This is a genomic window from Brevundimonas sp. UBA7534 (assembly GCF_002479325.1).
Lineage (GTDB): Bacteria > Pseudomonadota > Alphaproteobacteria > Caulobacterales > Caulobacteraceae > Brevundimonas.
The window spans coordinates 1-18,883 of record NZ_DLMO01000133.1; the positions used below are offsets into that span (position 1 = coordinate 1).

The window sequence follows — 18,883 nt, forward strand, 5'->3', positions numbered from 1 at the left end:
TCGCGCTCGTCGTTGCCGCCGCCCAGGCCGGCGCCGCGATGGCGGCCCACGGCGTCGATCTCGTCGATGAAGATGATGCAGGGGGCGTTCTTCTTGGCCTGTTCGAACATGTCACGAACCCGCGACGCGCCGACGCCGACGAACATTTCGACGAAGTCCGAGCCCGAGATGGAGAAGAAGGGCACGCCCGCCTCGCCCGCGACGGCGCGAGCCAGCAGCGTCTTGCCGGTGCCGGGAGGGCCGACCAGCAGCGCGCCCTTGGGGATCTTGCCGCCCAGGCGCTGGAACTTGCCCGGATCCTTCAGGAACTCGACCACCTCGGTCAGCTCTTCCTTGGCCTCGTCCACGCCGGCGACGTCGTCGAAGGTCTTGCGCCCCTTGTGTTCGGTCAGCAGCTTGGCCTTGGACTTGCCGAAGCCCATGGCCCCGCGCGCGCCGCCCTGCATCTGGCGCATGAAGAAGATCCAGACCCCGACCAGCAGGGCGATGGGCAGGATGCCGATCAGCAGGCTGGCCCACCACGACTGGCGGGTGCTCTTGGCGTCGACGTTCACGCCGGCGGCCATCATGGCGTCGACCAGCTGGGTGCTGGGCGTCACGGTCACGGAGGTGAAGCGCCGGTCGTCCTTGTAGACGCCGGTCACGTCCTCGCCGCGGATGGTGGCCTCCTTCACCTGGCCGGCCTGCACCTGCTGCAGCAGCTGGGAATAGGTCACCGCCTCGGGACGGCCCGTCCCGCCGGGCGTGGCCGCCCCGGACATGGCGCCGCCCTGCGAGACGAAGGCGTAGAGGGCCAGCATTCCCAGAAGGATCATGCTGGTGATCGCCAGATTGCGAAGGTTCATAGGGGTCCTCGGTCGTCCGACGCCCCATCCCGGGCCGTCGGTCTGAATGTCATGTCCGTGAAAATAGGTCGTTCCACGGCGTTACGCCATCGGGCGCGGGTCAGATCGTCTTCGTGCGTCGTTTGGTCCAGCGCAAGGGCGAGCCGTTCCGGGACGAGATCGCGCCTTGCGACGGCCGAATCTGCAAGAACCGGCCCGGTTCCGTCGTCCCGCATCAGGACCGGACAGGCGCCGCGCGCCGCCGCCGGAAGACGGGCGATCCGCGCCCGGTCGATCTCCGACAGCGCCGCCAGGCGCCCCGACGCCGCCTCCACCCGCCAACCCGGTCGGTCGGCGAGGAAGGCGTAGCGGCCGTCCCAGACCGCCTCGCGACCGGGCAGGAGCCGGACCGGCGCTACAGGACGCCGCCTCAGTTCGCCCGCCTCACGCATCAGTCGGACGCGGTCGCCCCGCGGCGCCTCGATACGGGTCCCCGCCAGGGTCGCGGCGACGGCCTCGCCCGCGCGCAGTCGATCCAGAAGGGCGGCCAGCCGTTCGCCACGAGGCGGCGTCGCCCCGCCGCCGAGCGAAACCACGGCCGCCGCCAGCGCATGGCCGCCCACGTCGCGATCCAGCGCCAGGACGCCCTCGGTCTCCCATCGGATAGGGCCTGGAGCAGGGACGCGGGCACGGTCGCCGGCTTCGGCGACACTCCCCCCGCCGGCCAAGGCCAGGCGGGCGCGGCTGCGTCCGAAACGGGGATCGCTGTTGGCGGGATCCTCGATCCAGCGTGCGCCATTTGCGGCCAGCCAGGCCCGCAATTCGCCACGCCGCTCGGTCAGCAGCGGTCGCATCAGCATCAGGCCCCGCCCCTCGGGCCAGACGGGCGAGGGCGACCATTCGCGCAGACGCCCCAGCGTCGCGCCCCGCTCGCGCATCCAGTCGGCCTCGGCGATGTCGTCGGCGGTGTGGCCGGTCAGCACGACACGCGCCCCCGCCTCGCGCGCCGCGTCCGCGATCAGGCGATGACGCGCCGTGCGCGCCGCCGCCGTCAGGCCCTTGGCGGGCTTGGGACCGTCCCACGCCAGGCCGCGCCAGTCGGCCCCGGCGGCGCGGGCGGCCTCGGCCGCGAACCGGCTCCAGGCCGCGCTTTCGGGTTGAAGGCGATGATCGACCGTCAGGGCCAGCAGCGGTCGTCCTCGCGCCGTGGCCCAGCGCGCCGCCGTCAGCACCAGGGCCAGGGAATCCCCGCCGCCGGACAGGGCCAGGGCGACAGGCGCGGGGTCGTCGTGCGAAAGCCGCCGGTCCAGCCGCCCGGCCACGCGCGCGGCGAAGGCGTCGCCGCCCTCCTCCCGAAAGGTCAGCTGCAACCGGCGGCGGTTCGCATCTGGCCCGCCCGCGTTTTCAGCGTGGCCGAGGCCGTCTCGGCGTAGCGACGGTTGAACTCGGACAGGGCGGCGCAGCCTTGCGTCTTTCGATCGGTGGCGATCAGGGCGTCGGCCAGCTTCAGCGTCGTCTCGGCGGCCCAGCCGATCCGGGGCCAGTCCTTCAGGGCGGCGGCGTAATAGGGCACGGCCCCCGCCTTGTCGTTCGCGCCCACGCGCAGGTCGCCCAGACGGGAGTTGGCCTCGCGCGCCTGGGGCGTGTCGGGCCAGGTCAGGACCAGGATTTCCAGCGCGCGTTCGCCGCGCGGACGGTCCTGCCCCAGCAGGGTCACCGCCGCCGCCAGGTCGCGCCCGGCGTCGCCTGTCGGCGAATCCGCGACGATGGGCGCGTTCAGCTCGGCCTGGGTCTCCAGCTTCTGCAGGCGCGTCTCGGCGTCCGTCAGCCGAGACCGCAGGGCGGTGTTGTCGCGCTGGGATTCGTCCAGCTGGAAGGTCAGCCGTTCATTGTCGGCGTTGATGCGCCGGACCGTCGCCTCGATGTCTGACAGACGCCGGTCCATCAGGTCGACGCGTCCCTGGAGCGCGATCACTTCCGGATCGGGCTCGACCAGCACGGGCTGGCCGGCGGCGTTCCTCTGGGTCAGGGCGCGTTCCAGCCGCCGGACGTTGCGGTCCAGTTGCTCCAGGCGGCGGTTGTCCCATTCGGTCCGCTCCATGATGTTGGGCTGGGCCTGCCAGGCGACGGCGCCGCCGGCGGCCAGGGCGCCGGCGATCAGGGACAGGCCGAGCGCGGCGGCGGACACGGCGCGAAGGCGGCGGGGGCGAGGGAGCTTGAGCGTCATGGCCGCTAGGTTCCACCGATTTGGGGCCGCCGCAAGGCGTCAGGGGCGCCTCAGTGCCCCAGGCCCAGATAGACGATGGCCGTCACGAACAGGGCGACGACGACGGTGCAGAACACCATCAGCAGCAGGGTCCGCCACAGGGCGGAGAAGACCCTGAGCCCATAGGCGCCCTTCAACTGGGCGAACATGTGCGTCGGCACGGCCAGCATCCCCACGGTGATGACGATCGCGCCCAGCGTCTGGGACAGGCTGGCCGCCACCACCATGACCATCAGCAGCATGGCCATGAAGGTCAGCGAATACAGGACGAAGACCCCGTGGTCGTACAGGGTGAAGCCCCGCTTCCACAGGAACAGCAGGGCCACGAACGGGATCGACAGCGGCACCAGCAGAAAGGCGAACTTGTACAGCGTCTGCTGCAGCTTGTAGAGCGCCAGGTCCGGGTTCTGCAGTTTCTTGACGACGGTGGCGCCCAGGCCGTGTCCCTCGGTCTTGGCCTCATGGCCCGCCGCTTCGGTCTTGTCGGCGTCCCCGGCGGCCATGTCCTTCAGGCTGGCTTGCCAGCTTCCGGGCCTCAGCCCGTCGGGCCGACCTTCGCGCAGCTCGCGCTCCAACTGGGCCAGCTTGGCCCGCTCACGCGCCACGACCTGTTCGGCCACCTCCAGGGCCCGCGCCGTGATCGGACCGGGATCGGTCGCATTCTCGGCCTTGAGCTGATCCAGGTTCTTCTGCACCTCGGCGACCGCGACCCTCTGGCCCGCGATCTGGTCGGGCAGGATGTCCGCCGGCGCCTTTTGCGGCGCGAAGCTCAGGGCGAAGAACATGACGAACAGGGTGAACAGGAAGATCGCCAACGGCGACACGTAACGCGTCCGTCGGCCCTGCACCCATTCCCGCGTCAGCCGTCCAGGATTGAAGGCCAGCAAGGGCAGCGTGCGCCAGATGCGGCCGTCGAAATGCATCACCCCGTGCAGCAGTTCCTCGCCCAGATGCAGCAGTGTGCGGTGCGAATGGGTCGACTGGCCGCAGTTGGAGCAGAAATTGCCGCTGACCTCGGCGCCGCAATCGCTGCAGACGCCGTGGTGGTCCTCGCCCGCCTTGCCGCTCGGCTTCTCGACCACGCCCGCGACCAGTCCCCCGGTGATGGCGCCGCCGGCCCCTTCGATATCCACGCGCCGATCCCCCTGGCTGCACAGGGTCCTACCTAGAGTATGGAGCCCACAAAAGAAAAGAGGCGTCGGTCCTGGCCGACGCCTCCGTTCAGGTCGTATCCCTCAGTCTCAGCGCTGGGCGCCGGAGACCACGGCGGTGTGGGCGTTGCGGTTGCGGGCCCAGGATTCCTCGCTGGAGCCCTCGGCGATCGGGCGCTCCTTGCCGAAGCTGATGGTGTCGATGCGGCCGGCGGGCACGCCGCGATTGATCAGATAGGTCCGCACCGCCTCGGCGCGGCGCGCGCCGAGGGCCAGGTTGTATTCGCGCGTGCCGCGTTCGTCGGCGTTGCCCTCGATGCGGACGGTGACCGCCGGATAGCGCATCAGCCACTGGGCCTGGGCGTCCAGGCGCGGCATGGCCTCGGGCCGCACGTCATAGCTGTCCAGGTCGAAATAGATGCGGTCGCCGACGTTGACGACGAAGTCCTGCTCCGAACCGGGGATGGCCGAACCCACCTGGCCGCCGGTCACCGGGCCGGTCGGGGCGGTCGGATAGGCGGGGCCGGTCGGAACCTCGGTCTCGGGGCCGGTCGGCACCGCGCCCTCGACCGGGCGACGGGTGCAGGCGGCCATGGCGGCGACGGCGCAGCCCACCAGGGCCAGGGTCATCAGTTTGGAGGATTTCATCGGGTCGTCTCCTGGGGTTCTGTTCTGAGGACGGCGGCCTCAAGCGTGGCCGTAAGTCTTGCGCCGGGCGCTTTTGGGGCGCCAGTCGCGATAACGCAGTGTTGAGCCGAAAGGCTCCGCTTGCGGGCGAACGGCGTGCGGCGAGATCAGGACGGACAGCTGTCCGGCCCCTGGCCGATGCCGATGTTGGCCGCCGGCGCGTCCAGCAGGGGCGACCAGGCCGGGTCCGTGCCGCGCCCGTTGTAGCCCGCCTGGGCCACCACCCGGCCCGACAGGTCCACGGTCCACAGCCGGGTGTCGCCGCCCCGCGTCTGGCGCGCGAACATCACATACCGGCCGTTGGGCGCCCAACTGGGTCCCTCCTCGAAATAGCTGGACGACAGGATGCGCTCGTTGCCGCCGTTGGCGTCCATCACCCCGGTGGAGAAGCGGCCGCCGCCCTGTTTGGTGAAGGCGATCAGGTCGCCGCGCGGGCTCCACGACGGGGCGGTGTAGCTGCCGCCGCCCCGGCTGATCGGCCGCTGGCCCGACCCGTCGGCGCGCATGACATAGAGGCGCGGCGAGCCCGACCGGTCCGAGTTGAACACGATCATCGATCCGTCCGGGCTGAACGACGGCGAGGTGTCGATGCCGGGGTCGGACGTCAGGCGCGACAGCTGCCGGCTGCGAAGGTCCATCACATAGATGTCGGTGTTGCCGTTTCGGATGATCGAAAAGGCGACCTTGTTGCCGTCGTTGGAAAAGCGCGGCGCCAGCACCTGGCCGTCGAACTCGCCCAGCGATTCCCGCCGGCCGGTGGTCAGGTTGTAGAGGTAGATCCGGCTGTAGTCCTTGCCCAACGCCACATAGGTGACCTCGTCCGGCTGCGAGGCCGAGAAGCGCGGCGACATGATCACCTCGTCGCCCTGGGTCAGGAACACCGGCTGATAGCCGTCCTGGTCGACGATGGTCAGGCGGTTCTTGCGATTCAGCGCATCGCCCTCTTCGGACACGAAGATGACCCGCGTGTCGAAGAAGCCGGGTTCGCCGGTCATGCGCTGATAGATCATGTCCGATATCTTGTGCGCGATGCGACGGTACTGTTCCGGCGTGGCGGTGAACTGGTAGCTGACCAGCTGGCACTGGCGATAGGGATCATAGAGCCGGAAACCCACGTCCAGCCTGTTGTCGGCCCGTGTCGTGACGCCGCCGTACAGCACCGCCTGGGCGCCGATGCTGGTCCATTGCGGAAAGTTCGGCGCATTGGCCAGCGTCAAGCCCGTCTCGATGAAACCGGCCGGGTTCATGGGCTCGAAGAAGCCCGAGCGGCGCAGATTGCCGCTGACCACGTCGGAGATGTCGCGCCCCCGATCCCCCGTGAAGGGCACGATGGCGATCTGGAAGGGGCGGAGCACGCCGTCATCGACCACGACATCCTGCGTCCGGCCCGGCGCGACGGCCTGGGCGTGCACCGGGCTCTGCAGGCCCTGCGCGACCAGCAGGGCCGTTGCGGCGGCGGCGGCGACGAGATTCCAACGCATGATTTGCTCCAGAGGTTCGGGCGGGTGGCGGTCGTTATCGGCGGACAGTTGGCGGATCGCCAGCTTCACGGTCATTGGGGCGACATTCGGTCCGGGTCATACGGTTGGGCGGGTCAGCGGTTTCCACATTTCCGCGCGGTCTCGAACCGGAACGGCACCTCCTGGGCCTGGAAGCCGCTGGGGACATTGAAGGGCGCCGCCGCCCGCACCGCCCTCAGCATGGCGTCGGCCGCCGCCCGCCAGGACGGATCGTTGCGGGGCTGCTCCAGGCGGGGCGAGCCCACGATCTGCCCGTCGGCGGTCAGCCGCACCGTGACGCGGATGGTCAGGGCGTCCATGCCCGGCAGGTCGCAGTTCAGGTTCCAGTGCGGATTGACCTGACCGGCCAAGGCGGCGAGCTGCGGCCCGGACGCCTGGGGCGCCGATCCCGCGCCCTGTTGACCGGTCGCCGGCCGGCCGCGGTTGTTGTTCGGCCGCGTCGGGCCGGCCAGGGCGTCCAGGTCCAGGCTGGGCTCCTCGCGCCTGGGCGCCGGACGCGCGGGCGTCGGATCGGGACGCGGCGGCGTGGGGCGCGCCTTTTCCGGCGGCGTCGGTTGCGGCGGCGTCGGTCGGGGCGGCGTGGGGCGGGGCGGGGTCGGCGTCGGGCGTGGGGCCGGACGCGGTTGCGGCGTCGGCGCGGGCGGCGGGGGGGTCGGTTCCGGAGCGGGCGGCGTCGGTTCTTCCGGGGCGCTGACCGGCGCGGTCGCCGCATCGTCGGGCGACGGTTCCGGCTGCGGATTGTCGGCCGGCGCGGCGGCGATCTGGACGTCGGACACGATCGAGACCGGAACCGAATTCACCAGCGGCTTGGGTTCGTCGCGCTCGCGCGGCCACGACACGAAGGCGAGCGCGACCACCCCGGCGTGCAGGGCGATGGAGCCGAGGATCGCGGGGCTCGGACGGCGCAAGGTCAGCCTCCGGCCGCCGCCGTATTGGGCGCCGTGTCGGTGATCAGGTTCAGCTTGGTGAAGCCCGAGGCGCTCAGCCGCGCCATCACCCGCGCCACCGCCTGATAGGGCGCCCGGCCGTCGGCGCGCACGAAGACCGGCCGCTGCGTCGCCTGTTCGGATCCGCCCGCCTCGGTCAGCAGCCGCACGGCCAGGTCGTCGAACGACGTCTCGCCCTCGCCGATGAAGATCGCCCCCTGCTGGTCGACCGAGACCGTCAGCGGCTCGTTGTCCGTCTCGACCGCGCTGGCGTCCGTCTGCGGCAGTTCCAGCGGCACGCCCACGGTCAGCAGCGGCGCCGAGATCATGAAGATGATCAGCAGCACCAGCATCACGTCCACCAGCGGCGTGACGTTGATCTCGGTCAGGGGCCCCTTGCGCCCCCGCCGGCCGCGACGACCCTGCCGCGCCGCGCCGCCTCCGCCCAGGGCCATGTCAGAGGCTCCGGTTCAGGTTCAGGCCCGACGGCGGCGCGGGCGGCGGCGGCGGCGAGGACGGCGCGCCCAGCCGGCGCGCCACGGCGGCCTGCAGGTCGTCGGCGAAGCTTTCCAGCCGCCCGGTGAACTTGCCCGCGTCGATCGAGAACTTGTTGTAGGCGATATAGGCCGGGATGGCCGCGCCCAGGCCGATGGCGGTGGCGAACAGGGCCTCGGCGATGGCCGGCGCCACGGTGGTCAGATTGGTGTTGCCCGCCGCGGCGATGCGGTCGAAGGCGTTCATGATCCCCCACACCGTGCCGAACAGGCCGATGAAGGGCGAGGCGGTGGCCACGATCGACAGCACGCCCAGGCCGCTTTCGATCCGCTGACCCTCGCGTGCGACCAGGCTGTCCATCGCCCGGTCGATGCGGGTCATCAGCAGCTCGCCCTGGTGTTCGTTCAACGCGCCGCGCTGGCGCGCCTCGCGCCAGTCGGACAGGGCGATCACCAGCATGCGCGGCAGGGCGTGCTCGGGATTGGGCCCGGCCTGGGCGGCGACATCCTCCAGCGAACGGCCGGATTGGACCGCCTTCTCGAAGTCGTCGGCCTGGCGGTTCAGGCGGGCGAAGCGCACGCCCTTGTCGATGATGATCGTCCACGACCAGAGCGAGGCCAGCGCCAGGCCGATCATGACGCTCTTGACCACCCAATCGGCCGTCAGGAACAGCTCGACCGGATTGAGCATGGAGGCGTCGGCGGGCGGGGTCATTCAGGCGCTCCGGCAGGAATCGGGATCAGTCGCGCCCTATCGAGCGAGCAGGCGTGACCTTTGTGTGGCGGGGTCTAGTCGCACCGGCCGGCCCCGTCATCTGACAGGGGCGTCATCACGGTTAAGGAAAGCTTACTCGGCCGCGCGGGGACGGTCGGGGTCGACCGCGACGGACACCGGGGCGCCGACGCTGATGATCACGCCCTCGTGGCCTTCCTTGGCGATGGAATAGGTGGCGGCGTCCTTCAGCAGTTGTTCCTCGCACTGTCGGTCGCCCGCCCGGTCCAGAGCGGCGCAACCGCGCTTGGCCGCGTCGGTCCAGCCCAGCACGCGACGGGTCGCCGCTTCGGCGCGCTTGATGGCGGCCTCGTCCTCGGCCGCCGCCTGCGCGATCAGGGCCTGACGCGCGCCTTGCTGGTATTGCAGCTCGGCCTGGCCCGCCATCTTGCGTTCCCACACCTTGTAGTGCGGGCACCCGACAAGGCCCCCGCCGAGCAGAAGCAGGCCAAGCACGAACACCGTGAGGGTGAAGGTCACGACCTGGCGATCCGATTGCGTCATGGCGTCTCTCCGCGTTTGTCTGTGCCTAGCCCGCGGCCTGTTCGCCCGCCAGCCACGGCGTGACCTTTTCCACCAGCGCCCGCGTCGGGCGCCGCGGACGGCCGTCCAGGTGAATGCAGACGGCGACCACCTCGGCGCGACACAGCACTTCGCCGGCCCGCTCCACCGTCTGTCGGATGATCAGCCGCACCCCCTTCACCGATTCATAGACGGTGCGCACCACCAGGGCGTCATCTATGCGGGCGGGCTTCAGATATTTGATGTTGAGCTGCGAAACCACGAAGGCCAGCGGCTCGTCCTCGGCCAGCAGATCGGCGTGGCCGACGCCGATGGCGCGCAGGAAGTCCGACCGTCCGCGCTCGAAATAGCGGACGTAGTTGGCGTGATAGACCAGGCCGGTGAAATCGGTGTCCTCGTAATAGACGCGAACCGGCAGCAGGTGGTCACGCCCGTCGAAGCGGCCGGCGGTGGGAAGATCGTCGCTCATGGCGCCAGTCTAGCGCATCGGCGGCGGCTGCGGAGGCCCCTGCATGAAGCCGGGGCAATAGCGCGCGCGCATCTCGGCGAACTCCTTGGGCAGGGGGTCGTCGCTGAACAGGATGCGGTTCGGGGTCGAGACGAAGCTGACCGCCGGGCCGCCGCGCGCCCGTCCGATATAGCCGCAGACCGCCCGGCGCTGGCCCGTCTCCGCATAGCGAAGCTCGGCGCCGGATCCCGCCTGTTCGCGCACCTGGCGCGCGGTGCGCGCCTGGGCCGGCTCGGCCTGGGGCGGGGCGGGGCGTCGCGACCAGGTCCAACCCGCGAAGGCGGTCAGCCCGATCAGGACCGCGAGCAGCGCCAGCGTCGGCGGGCGGGGCCGGAAGACCAGGCGGGACGGCGGCGTCTCCATGGAGGCGATGATGCACCGATCGCCGCACGGCGCAACTCAGCGCTCGTCGAACAGGTCCGCAGAGGCGGCGTTCGGCGGTTGCGGCGGCGGCGCCAGGCCCAGGTGGGCATAGGCGCGCGCGCAGGCCATCCGTCCGCGCGGGGTGCGCATGATGAAGCCCTGCTGCAGCAGATAGGGCTCGATCACGTCCTCGACCGCGTCGCGCGCCTCGGCGATCGCCGCCGCCAAGGTGTCCATGCCGACCGGCCCGCCGCCATAGTTTTCGATCAGCGCCTTCAGGAAGCGCCGGTCCAGGCTGTCCAGGCCGGCCTCGTCCACCTCCAGCCGCGATAGAGCGCGCGCCGCCACGGCCTGGGTGATGGTGACGCTGCCGTCCGCGTCGGCGAAGTCGCGCACCCGGCGCAGCAGTCGCCCGGCGATCCGGGGGGTGCCGCGCGCCCGCGTCGCGATCTCGCGCGCGCCGCCTTCGTCGATGCCCGCCCCCATCTTGCGCGCCGCGCCGCGCACCACGGCCGACAGCTCTTCCGGCGTATAGAACTCCAGTCGCAGCGGAATGCCGAATCGGTCGCGCAGCGGCGTGGCCAGCAGGCCCGCCCGCGTCGTCGCCCCCACCAGGGTGAAGGGCGCCAGGTCGATCCGCACCGAGCGCGCCGACGGCCCCTCGCCGATGATCAGGTCCAGCACATGGTCTTCCATCGCCGGATAGAGGATTTCCTCCACCTGCGGGCTCAGTCGGTGAATCTCGTCGATGAACAGGACGTCGCGCGGCTCCAGATTGGTCAGGATCGCCGCCAGATCCCCGGCCTTGGCCAGGATCGGCCCGGACGTGGCCCGAAAGCCGACGCCCAGCTCGCGCGACACGATCTGCGCCAGCGTCGTCTTGCCCAGCCCCGGCGGGCCGAACAGCAGCACATGGTCCAGCGCCTCGGCCCGCCCGCGCGCGGCGTCGATGAACACCTTCAGATTGCCCTTGGCCTGCGACTGGCCGACGAATTCGGCCAGGGTCTGGGGTCGCAGGGCGCGGTCATAGGCTTCACCCGGCGCGGCGTCGGCCGAAATGATGCGATCGTCGCTCACCGCCCCAGCTCCTGCAGGGCCGCGCGGATTACGGTCGACAGCTCCGCGTCCTCGCCCAGGCGGATCAGCGCTTGGTCCACGGCCCGACGCGCATTGACCTCGACCACGCCCAGGCCCAGCAGGGCCGAGACCGCCTCGCCTGTCATGGACGGCGGCGGGGGCGCCGCCTCGACATGGACGCCCGGCGCGCTGGGGGCGAAGCCCACGTCGCCCAGCGGCTTGCCCTTCAGCTCGGTGACGATGCGCAGCGCCAGCTTGGGCCCCACGCCGTTGGCGCGCGCCACCGCCGCCTTGTCCTCGCGCGCGACCGCGCCCGCCAGTTCGCTCGGCGGCAGCACGTCCAGAACCGCCAGCGCCGCCTTGGGCCCCACCCCCTGGATGGCCAGCAGGGTCGTGAAGGCCCGCCGTTCGTCCCGCGTCAGAAAGCCGTACAGGCGCGGCCCGGCGTCCTCGCTCCATTGCGAATGGATGTGCAGGGTCGCCTCGTCGCCCGGCGCCGGCAGCCGCCCCAGGGTCCGCGCCCCGCACGCCGCCACATAGCCCACGCCGCCGCAGTCGATCAGGCAGTCCGCCTCTCCGACCTCGGCCAGCACCCCGCGAAGGCGCCCGATCACGCCGCGCCCCCCGTCAGGGTTTCAAGAAGCGCGCGTTTCCTCAACTGCGCATGGGTGATCGCGACCGCCAGGGCGTCGGCGGCGTCGGCCTTTACGTCGCCCGCGGTCGGCAGCAGGCGTTTGACCATGAAGGCGATCTGGGTCTTGTCCGCATGACCCGCCCCGACCACGGCCTTCTTGATCAGGTTGGGGGAATACTCCGCCACCGCCAGGCCCGCCTTGGCCGGCGCCAGCATCACCGCCGCCCGCGCGTGGCCCAGCTTCAGAGTCGAGGACGGATTCACATTGACGAACACCTCCTCCACCGCCGCCACCTCGCAGCCGTGATCGGCGCAGATCGCCCCCACGTGATCCAGCAGGTGCACCAGCCGCTCGGCGAAGGGCGCGGTCTCGGGCGGCGTCACGACGCCGTGGGCGACCCAGCGCAGGCGCGCGCCTTCGGCGACCACGACGCCCCAGCCGGTGCGTCGCAAACCGGGGTCCAGTCCCAGGATTCGGATGGAGTCGTTCGCCATCCGTTCCTCATGCCCCAAAGACGGTTAGCGAGCAATGAACCGATCAGTCGTCGCGCGGATCCAGCCGATAGGCCGCAACGCCGGGCAGGCGGCCAAGCGTGTCGGACAACGTCAAGAGATCGCCGTCCGCCGTCACCTTCAGGCGCCAGGCGCGGCGCTGCAGCCGGCCCTCGTCGACCAGCTCCAGCCGATCCGAGCGCGGCGTCGGGTCGACGGCCTTCACCGCCGCCAGGACCGATTGTCCGGTCGCCTCGTCCTCGCGGGCCCAGGCGACCTCCACATCCGCCAGGATGCGGGCCGGAAGCTTGCGACTGATCAGCCTGAGGCCGACCAGGATCAGCGCCGTCACGACGGTTCCCGCCACGCCCAGGCCGTATAGGCCCGCCCCGAACAGCAGCCCCAGCGCCGAGGTGATCCACAGCGACGCCGCCGTGGTCAGGCCGTGGATGGAGAAGCCGGTGCGGAAGATCACCCCCGCGCACAGGAAGCCGATCCCGGTCAGAACCCCGTGCGCCATACGGGTGGGATCGGTGACGATGTTCTCGTCCGGCAGGGCGCGGAAGGCCCAGTCCGCCTGCGACATGGCCGCCAGCATCAGCAGGGCCGAGGCCAGGCTGACCAGGATGTGGGTGCGGAACCCGGCTGCGCGGCCGCGCCATTCGCGCTCCAGCCCGATCACGCCGCCGGCGACGACCGCGCCCAGGATCGGCAGAAAGGCGTCAGGAAGACCGTCGAGACCCATCGCCCTTCAACGGCGGCGCTTGCCGGACGTTCCGGGGACGGATCGTCTCAGCCGTGCTTGTCGACGTAGCCCTCCGGGTCCTTGTTCACCGGTTTGACCCCGGTGATGTGTTCGGCCTCGAAGGCGGCGAACCTGACCGCCAGGTGGTGACGCACGGCGACGTCCGCATTGATGCGGAAATCGGTCAGGCCCTGCCGTTCCTCCTCGCCCATGTGCTTGGAGTTGACGACATTGGCCTGGCCCACCGCCTCGAACCACGCCTTGGAGCCGACGGCGTGCCCGGCCACGGCCTTGACGGCGTCGCGCAGCTTGTTGTGGTCCTCGATGGCGTCCTCGGTCTCGCCCTCGACCGTGCCGTCGTCGGCGTCGTTCGCGCCTTCCCCCAGCTTCAGCAGCTCTGGATAGAAGAACCGCTCCTCGGCCTCGGCGTGAACGTCCAGAAAGGCCGACAGCCGATCCCAAACCTTCGTCAGCGCGTCCGTGTTTTTCGGATCGATCTGTTCGATGATGGCGAACAGCCGGCGCTGTTCGGCGTGGTCGTCCAGGATCAGCTGGGTGATATCCATCGGGGCGCTCCGGTCGCAACGGTGAAGCCTCGATACGCCCGGCGCCCGGCCCCGGTTCCGTGCGAACGACTCGCGGCCTACTTGGGGATATGTTGGCGCTGGGCCTCATCCCCCAAGGCCGCGCGCGCCGCCGAGATCAGATCGCTCAGTTCACCGTGGACGATCAACCAGACCCGGCTCTCGGCGACGTTCTGATAGACATGGCGAAAGACGTTGCCGGAATCCTCGATCTGTCGCCAACGAATGTTCGGGTAATCGGCCTGCTGCGGTCCACGCAAGCGTCGCGCCGCTTCCGACACGATCTCCAGGCATCGCGTGACCGCATAGAAGGTCTTGCGATCTGCTGCGAAGGCTTCGGCTGTCATGCCCTGGCAGAACGCTTGCGCCAGCAGGGCGTTGTCGAAAATCGCCCGCCACGCCAGCCGTTCCTTGCGATCCGCCTCAGAAGGCAAAGATCGCCTCGCGCTCCGCCTCGCGTCGCACCGGCTCGATCAGCATGTCTCGGTCGGATACGTCCGCCCGGCCTGCAAACAGGTCGCCGATGAACTGGGTGATGCCGACATAGTCGTAGAAGTTCACGTCAGCTTCGGGCGCGATCTGAACCATGATGTCCAGATCGCTGTCCGGTCCGGCGTCGCCCCGCGCCACCGATCCGAAAAGGGCGGCGTGCGACACGCCCTGACGACGCAGTTCGTCCTCGTGCTCTCGCAACACAGCGATGACGGCGGCGCTATCCATGCCCCAAGACTAGCGTGAATGGCGCGCCGACGCGAGTAGCCCCGAGCGCCGTCCATCAGCCCGCGTACTTGTTCGCGTCCTCGTCCGAGACGTCCTCGTTGGAATAGACGGCCGAGACGTCGTCCTCGGCGTCCAGCGCGTCCAGCAGCTTGAACAGGGTGCCGACGGCGTCGCCGCTGACCGGGACCTCGGACTGGGGCTTCCAGACGATGGCGGTGGACTTGGGGTCGCCCAGCACCTTGGACATGGCCTCGGCCACCTCGTTCAGGTCCTCGAAGGCGGTCCAGATGGTGTGGCCCGGCGCGTCCTCGTAGATGTCGGGCTTCTCCAGGTCGCTCTCCACGTCCTGGGCGCCGGCCTCGATGGCGGCCTCCATCACGGCGTCCTCGGTGCCGGCCTCGGCCGGATAGACGATCTTGCCCACCTTGTCCCACATGAAGGCGACCGAGTTCATCTCGCCCAGCGCCCCGCCGTTCTTGGAGAAGGCGGCGCGGATGTTGGAGCCCGCGCGGTTCCGGTTGTCGGTCAGGGCCTCGACGATGATCCCGACGCCGCCGGGGCCGCGCCCCTCGTAGCGGATTTCCTCCATCGTGTCGGCGTCGCCCGAGGTCGCCTTGTTGATGGCGCGCTGGATCACGTCCTTGGGCAGACTTTCGGCCTTGGCGTTGTTGACCGCCAGGCGCAGGCGCGGGTTCATCGCCGGGTCCGGCAGGCCCGACTTGGCCGCCACGGTGATGTCGCGCGACAGCTTGGAGAACAGTTTGGAACGCGCCGCGTCGGCCCGCCCCTTGCGGTGCATGATGTTCTTGAACTTGGAATGGCCGGCCATGGGATCGTCTTCGAAAGTCTGAAACCTGAGCCGCGCCTCCTAGCGGATGGGCGCCTCCGTGTCACGACGGGGGTTGCGCGGGAACCGTCGCCGTGCGCACGGATTGAACCGACACGGAATACGGAGCACCCCCATGACCGCCCCCGACGTCATCATCGAGGATCACGAGGACGAGGCCTTCGACGACGCCGACATCGTCGAATGGTACGAGGCCCGCCCGATCACCCTGTCGACCGCCGCCGTCACCGGCGCGGTGATCAGCGCCTTCGCCCTGGGCGCCCTGACCGCGGTCGGGGCCCTGTTCCTGATGGGTCGCCTGGACGACTGAAGCCGCCGGGCCGATCGTCAGATCGGCATGGCCATGATTTCCTTGTAGGCCGAGATCACCTGGTCGCGCACCGAGATGACCGTCTCCAGCGACGCCTCGGCCGAACTGAGCGCCGTGACCACGTCGATCAGATTGCCCTGACCGGCGATGGCCTGGGTCATCTGGGTCTCGGCCGCGCGCGACTGCTGGCTCATGTCGGTCATCGCGGTCTTCACCAGATCGGCGAAGCCGCCGTCCCCGGCCTGCGGCGCGGGCGTGGCCGTCGGCATGGCGCCGCCTTGCACGGCGGCGTAGGCGCGGGCGGCCATCATGGGGTTCATCACGGCTCAGCCCCTCAGCGCTTGATGATGTCGAGGGTGCGCATGTCCATCGACCGCGCCGTCTCGATGACGTTCAGATTGGCCTCGTAGGCCCGCTGCGCCTCGCGCATGTCCATCGCCTCCACCAGGGTGTCCACGTTGGGCCGCATCACATAGCCCTGGGCGTTCGCCGCCGGGTGTGACGGGTCGTATTCCATGCGGAAGTCGCTCTGGTCGGGCCGCACCTCGGCCAGGGCCACGCCGGTGGCGCCGGCGACCTCTCGCGGCTGGAAGATCGGCGTCTGGCGGCGATAGGGCTCGCCGCCCGGCGTCCGCGCGGTCGACTGGGCGTTGGCGATGTTCTCGGCGATGATCCGCATGCGCGACTGCTGCGCCTTGAGGGCGGAGGCGGCCACCGCCATGGCGGAGTTGGACGGCGGGATCGGATCGGGCATCGGTCAGTCCTTCCTCACGCCTGGCCCGGCTTCTTGGCTGCCAGGCGGATCATCTGCATGGACTTCTGGTAGAAGCCGATGGCGGCGTCATAGGCCATGCGGCTCTCGGCCATCTTCAGCATCTGTTCCTCGACCACCACCGAGTTGCCGTCCAGCGTGGTCTCCGAATCCGGCGCCTTGGTCGAATCGAAACGCACGGGCGATCCAGCCGGGGCGATATGGGCGGCGTTGGTGCGCGTCATGGTCAGCCGGCGGTTCTGCATCGCGGCCGCGAAGTCGGTCGGCTGCTTCAGGTCCCGGCCGACGTAGCCGGGCGTGTCGGCGTTTGCGACGTTGGAGGCGATGACCCGCTGGCGCTCGTCCAGCCAGCCCAGGCGGCCCTTGATCTGGCCCAGCAGAGGAATGTCGGCGACGCCCATGGCGATCTCCCGGTGCGTCCGACGGGACGCGATGGGCAGAAAATGCCGCCCGCATGGTTAATAGGGCGTTATCTCAACCGCTCGTTAACCCTGCCGGTTAACAGTCCCATCCGAACGCGCGCCCCCGCCGGACGCGCGCCGGGCGACCTGATGAACTTCCTCGACCTTCTTCGCGCCGTCTTCGGCCTGGCCTTCACCCTGGGCCTGATCGGCCTGGCCGCCTGGGCCGTGCGCCGCTACGCGCCCCAGCTGATGGCCCGGCTCCAGGCCCAAAAGGGCGAGCGCCGGCTGCAGGTGGTCGAGACCCTGGTGCTGGATCCCGCCCGTCGCCTGGTCCTGGTGCGGGTCGACGACGAGGAACGCCTGATCCTTCTGGGCGAAGGCCGCGAACTGATCGAACCGCGCCAGACCGGAGGCGCCAAGTGAGGCGCGCAGCCAGTCTCACCCGTGGGGGGAGAGAGAAGATCTTCTCCACCCCCGACGCCGCCGAGCTGAAGCGCGCGGCGCTGCTGTCGTTGGTCACCACGCTGCTGTGCCTGGCCTGGCCCGTCGTCGCCCTGGCCCAGGAGGCGGCCCAGTCCGGATCCGCGATCAACATCGACCTGGGCACCGGCTCGGGCCTGACCCAGCGCGTCGTGCAGCTGATCGGCCTGATGACGGTGCTGTCGCTGGCGCCGTCCATCGTCATCATGACCACCAGCTTCGTGCGGATCGTGGTCGTTCTGTCGCTGCTGCGCACGGCGCTGGGTCTGCAGCAGTCGCCGCCGAACGCCGTGCTGGTGTCCCTGGCCCTGTTCCTGAGCGCCATCGTCATGGCCCCGACCTGGCAGGACGCCTATGATTCGGGGGTCCGGCCGCTGCTGGATCAGCAGATGGAGCTGCCCCAGGCGTTCGATGCGGCCTCGGAACCTGTGAAAACTTTCATGCTGTCCCAGGTGGACCGGGGCGACCTGGCCCTGTTCACCCGCCTGTCGCGCATCGAGGCGCCGCAGAACGTCCAGGAGCTGCCTCTGCGCGTGGTCACGCCCGCCTTCATGATCAGTGAGCTGAAACGGGCCTTCGAAATCGGATTTCTCCTTTTCGTTCCGTTTCTTGTGATCGACCTCGTGGTCGCCAGCGTGCTGATGTCCATGGGCATGATGATGCTGCCGCCGGTGGTCGTCAGCCTCCCGTTCAAGTTGATCTTCTTCGTGCTGGTGGACGGCTGGCGACTGGTCGCGGGCAGTCTGGTGGAGAGCTTCCAGAGGGGCGCCGGCGGGGGATAATCCCCGCCCCGCAAGGCTTTGCGCGTTTTCCGCGCTTGCATTGCCGTGCGAAATCCGCGTTGATCCGCCGGTCCTCGCCCTGAATTGGGCGACTAACACTGGAAACGCTTCTCATGACCACTCAAGCCGAACTGATCGCCGCTGTCGCCAAGGACGCCGGTGTCTCGCAGGCCGACGCCGGCAAGGTGCTGACCGCCATCGTCGAGAACATCCACAAGTCCCTGAAGTCGGGCGGCGACGTCCGCATCTCGAACCTGGGCGTTTTCGACACCGCCGCCCGCGCCGAGCGCGAAGGCCGCAACCCGGCCACCGGCGCGACGATCAAGATCGCCGCCTCCAAGGCCGTGCGCTTCCGCGTCTCCAAGCCGCTGAAGGACGCCGTCAACGGCTAAGGCTGTTCGCCCGTCCCGTTTGGGATGGAGCGAAGCTTACGAACGGGCGGGGGTCGCGGCGCGATCTCCGCCCGTTTCCGTTCTGAAGTCCGCCTTGGCCTTCTCGACCCAGCCGACGAAGGTGTCGGCGCCGCTGGACAGGGCGGAGAAGTCGCCGGCCCCCGCCACGCCCGACAGGCTGTCGTCCAGCGACACGCGAATGGCGTTGGCGGATTTCGCCCGGTCCAGGAACGGCCGGTACTGGCCGCTCAGTCGTTGCAGGGCGGCGCGGTTCCCCGCCAGAGAATACCCCACGCCGGCGCGCACCAGCCAGCTTTCCTCGGACGGCGACAGGGCGGCGGCCGTGTCGCGGTAGCGTCCGCCCAGCCGCGCCTCGTACAAAGCCGCCGCCTCGGCCCACTTCTGCTGCTTCCACAGAATGTCGGCGCGCACCTCGCGGGCGGGATCGGACTGGTCCCGGTCCAGCACCTCCAGCGCGTGGTCGAAACGGCCCAGGTCCATCAGGGCGCGCGCCTCCAGCGCCCGGCGCTCGCTGTTCATCGCCGCCGGCAGCAGGGTGGTGCGCGAACCCCAGATCGCCTGCAGCGCCTTCTCCGGCTGGCGATCTGGGG

Annotated in this window: 27 protein-coding genes and 1 pseudogene; 4 read left to right on the top strand and 24 right to left on the bottom strand. The window is 69.9% G+C overall.

Translation table 11 applies throughout. The annotated features are described in order from the left end of the window. The 20 genes from B2U11_RS10975 to B2U11_RS11070 form a co-directional block, all read right to left on the bottom strand. Positions 1-845: ATP-dependent metallopeptidase FtsH/Yme1/Tma family protein (locus B2U11_RS10975; protein WP_292071755.1), on the bottom strand; the 845-nt coding region annotated here is incomplete at its 3' end. Next, entirely contained in the window at positions 842-2,194 is a 1,353-nt protein-coding gene (gene tilS, locus B2U11_RS10980) for a tRNA lysidine(34) synthetase TilS (RefSeq protein WP_292071757.1), read from the bottom strand. The genes tilS and B2U11_RS10975, both read right to left, overlap by 4 nt. Continuing rightward, positions 2,185-3,051, bottom strand: a complete 867-nt coding sequence (locus B2U11_RS10985; protein ID WP_292071759.1) for a tol-pal system protein — start codon at positions 3,049-3,051, stop codon at positions 2,185-2,187. Before B2U11_RS10985 ends, tilS begins: the two co-directional genes overlap by 10 nt. A gap of 50 nt (positions 3,052-3,101) precedes the next feature. After that, positions 3,102-4,223, bottom strand: a complete 1,122-nt coding sequence (locus tag B2U11_RS10990; RefSeq protein WP_292071761.1) for a DUF3667 domain-containing protein — start codon at positions 4,221-4,223, stop codon at positions 3,102-3,104. Positions 4,224-4,331: 108 nt separating this feature from the next. Continuing rightward, on the bottom strand, positions 4,332-4,889 hold the full coding sequence (gene pal / locus B2U11_RS10995; RefSeq protein WP_292071762.1) for a peptidoglycan-associated lipoprotein Pal: 558 nt from the start codon (positions 4,887-4,889) through the stop codon (positions 4,332-4,334). Positions 4,890-5,035: 146 nt separating this feature from the next. Beyond that, on the bottom strand, positions 5,036-6,409 hold the full coding sequence (tolB, locus tag B2U11_RS11000; protein WP_292071765.1) for a Tol-Pal system beta propeller repeat protein TolB: 1,374 nt from the start codon (positions 6,407-6,409) through the stop codon (positions 5,036-5,038). A gap of 113 nt (positions 6,410-6,522) precedes the next feature. Further along, entirely contained in the window at positions 6,523-7,356 is an 834-nt protein-coding gene (locus B2U11_RS11005; RefSeq protein ID WP_292071767.1) for a hypothetical protein, read from the bottom strand. A 2-nt stretch (positions 7,357-7,358) separates the two neighbouring features. Further along, positions 7,359-7,829: an ExbD/TolR family protein gene (locus B2U11_RS11010; RefSeq protein ID WP_292071769.1), complete on the bottom strand. Its 471-nt coding sequence runs from the start codon at positions 7,827-7,829 to the stop codon at positions 7,359-7,361. A 1-nt stretch (position 7,830) separates the two neighbouring features. Continuing rightward, positions 7,831-8,583 carry a protein TolQ gene (gene tolQ, locus B2U11_RS11015; protein WP_292071770.1) on the bottom strand — a complete coding sequence of 251 codons (753 nt, stop codon included), beginning with the start codon at positions 8,581-8,583 and terminating at the stop codon, positions 7,831-7,833. A 132-nt stretch (positions 8,584-8,715) separates the two neighbouring features. Further along, positions 8,716-9,144: a hypothetical protein gene (locus B2U11_RS11020; RefSeq protein WP_292071771.1), complete on the bottom strand. Its 429-nt coding sequence runs from the start codon at positions 9,142-9,144 to the stop codon at positions 8,716-8,718. Positions 9,145-9,169: 25 nt separating this feature from the next. Further along, on the bottom strand, positions 9,170-9,631 hold the full coding sequence (gene ybgC / locus B2U11_RS11025) for a tol-pal system-associated acyl-CoA thioesterase (protein ID WP_292071772.1): 462 nt from the start codon (positions 9,629-9,631) through the stop codon (positions 9,170-9,172). A gap of 9 nt (positions 9,632-9,640) precedes the next feature. Further along, positions 9,641-10,033: a hypothetical protein gene (locus tag B2U11_RS11030; RefSeq protein ID WP_292071773.1), complete on the bottom strand. Its 393-nt coding sequence runs from the start codon at positions 10,031-10,033 to the stop codon at positions 9,641-9,643. Between the two features lie 36 nt (positions 10,034-10,069). Beyond that, complete coding sequence (gene ruvB, locus B2U11_RS11035; protein WP_292071774.1) at positions 10,070-11,110, bottom strand: Holliday junction branch migration DNA helicase RuvB; 1,041 nt, start codon at positions 11,108-11,110, stop codon at positions 10,070-10,072. Then, on the bottom strand, positions 11,107-11,724 hold the full coding sequence (ruvA, locus tag B2U11_RS11040) for a Holliday junction branch migration protein RuvA (RefSeq protein ID WP_292071775.1): 618 nt from the start codon (positions 11,722-11,724) through the stop codon (positions 11,107-11,109). Before ruvA ends, ruvB begins: the two co-directional genes overlap by 4 nt. Continuing rightward, complete coding sequence (gene ruvC / locus B2U11_RS11045) at positions 11,721-12,239, bottom strand: crossover junction endodeoxyribonuclease RuvC (RefSeq protein ID WP_292071777.1); 519 nt, start codon at positions 12,237-12,239, stop codon at positions 11,721-11,723. Before ruvC ends, ruvA begins: the two co-directional genes overlap by 4 nt. Positions 12,240-12,282: 43 nt before the next feature. Continuing rightward, a complete protein-coding gene (locus B2U11_RS11050) occupies positions 12,283-12,981 on the bottom strand; it encodes an MgtC/SapB family protein (RefSeq protein WP_292071780.1) in 699 nt (232 codons plus the stop codon). 47 nt (positions 12,982-13,028) lie between these two features. Next, positions 13,029-13,547 carry a hemerythrin domain-containing protein gene (locus B2U11_RS11055; RefSeq protein WP_292071783.1) on the bottom strand — a complete coding sequence of 173 codons (519 nt, stop codon included), beginning with the start codon at positions 13,545-13,547 and terminating at the stop codon, positions 13,029-13,031. A 77-nt stretch (positions 13,548-13,624) separates the two neighbouring features. Then, on the bottom strand, positions 13,625-13,999 hold the full coding sequence (locus B2U11_RS11060) for a DUF86 domain-containing protein (protein WP_292071785.1): 375 nt from the start codon (positions 13,997-13,999) through the stop codon (positions 13,625-13,627). Further along, a complete protein-coding gene (locus B2U11_RS11065; protein WP_292071787.1) occupies positions 13,989-14,285 on the bottom strand; it encodes a nucleotidyltransferase family protein in 297 nt (98 codons plus the stop codon). The genes B2U11_RS11060 and B2U11_RS11065 overlap by 11 nt, the downstream gene beginning before the upstream one ends. A gap of 55 nt (positions 14,286-14,340) precedes the next feature. After that, on the bottom strand, positions 14,341-15,114 hold the full coding sequence (locus tag B2U11_RS11070; RefSeq protein WP_292071788.1) for a YebC/PmpR family DNA-binding transcriptional regulator: 774 nt from the start codon (positions 15,112-15,114) through the stop codon (positions 14,341-14,343). A gap of 133 nt (positions 15,115-15,247) precedes the next feature. On the opposite strand from B2U11_RS11070, the gene B2U11_RS11075 reads away from it, so the two are divergent. Further along, positions 15,248-15,442: a hypothetical protein gene (locus B2U11_RS11075; protein ID WP_249749414.1), complete on the top strand. Its 195-nt coding sequence runs from the start codon at positions 15,248-15,250 to the stop codon at positions 15,440-15,442. A gap of 17 nt (positions 15,443-15,459) precedes the next feature. On the opposite strand, the gene fliE is transcribed toward B2U11_RS11075, so the two are convergent. Genes fliE through flgB form a run of 3 tightly spaced genes read right to left on the bottom strand, consistent with a single transcriptional unit; the run spans position 15,460 to position 16,615 of the window. After that, a complete protein-coding gene (gene fliE, locus B2U11_RS11080) occupies positions 15,460-15,762 on the bottom strand; it encodes a flagellar hook-basal body complex protein FliE (protein WP_201217047.1) in 303 nt (100 codons plus the stop codon). 14 nt (positions 15,763-15,776) lie between these two features. Further along, on the bottom strand, positions 15,777-16,163 hold the full coding sequence (flgC, locus tag B2U11_RS11085) for a flagellar basal body rod protein FlgC (protein ID WP_292071795.1): 387 nt from the start codon (positions 16,161-16,163) through the stop codon (positions 15,777-15,779). A gap of 47 nt (positions 16,164-16,210) precedes the next feature. Next, positions 16,211-16,615 carry a flagellar basal body rod protein FlgB gene (gene flgB, locus B2U11_RS11090; protein WP_292071792.1) on the bottom strand — a complete coding sequence of 135 codons (405 nt, stop codon included), beginning with the start codon at positions 16,613-16,615 and terminating at the stop codon, positions 16,211-16,213. Positions 16,616-16,765: 150 nt separating this feature from the next. Between flgB and B2U11_RS11095 the strand changes: the two genes are divergently transcribed. The 3 genes from B2U11_RS11095 to B2U11_RS11105 all read left to right on the top strand — a co-directional run bounded on the left by B2U11_RS11095 (position 16,766) and on the right by B2U11_RS11105 (position 18,272). After that, positions 16,766-17,041 (top strand): FliO/MopB family protein, encoded by a 276-nt coding sequence (locus tag B2U11_RS11095; RefSeq protein ID WP_201217038.1) that lies wholly within the window; start codon positions 16,766-16,768, stop codon positions 17,039-17,041. Between the two features lie 38 nt (positions 17,042-17,079). Beyond that, positions 17,080-17,880: a flagellar type III secretion system pore protein FliP gene (fliP, locus tag B2U11_RS11100; RefSeq protein WP_292071796.1), complete on the top strand. Its 801-nt coding sequence runs from the start codon at positions 17,080-17,082 to the stop codon at positions 17,878-17,880. Between the two features lie 113 nt (positions 17,881-17,993). After that, positions 17,994-18,272, top strand: coding sequence for an HU family DNA-binding protein (locus tag B2U11_RS11105; RefSeq protein WP_201217035.1), 279 nt, complete (start codon positions 17,994-17,996; stop codon positions 18,270-18,272). 36 nt (positions 18,273-18,308) lie between these two features. Here B2U11_RS11105 and B2U11_RS11110 read toward each other — a convergent pair. Next, a pseudogene (locus B2U11_RS11110) lies at positions 18,309-18,883 on the bottom strand (hypothetical protein); the annotation flags it as partial.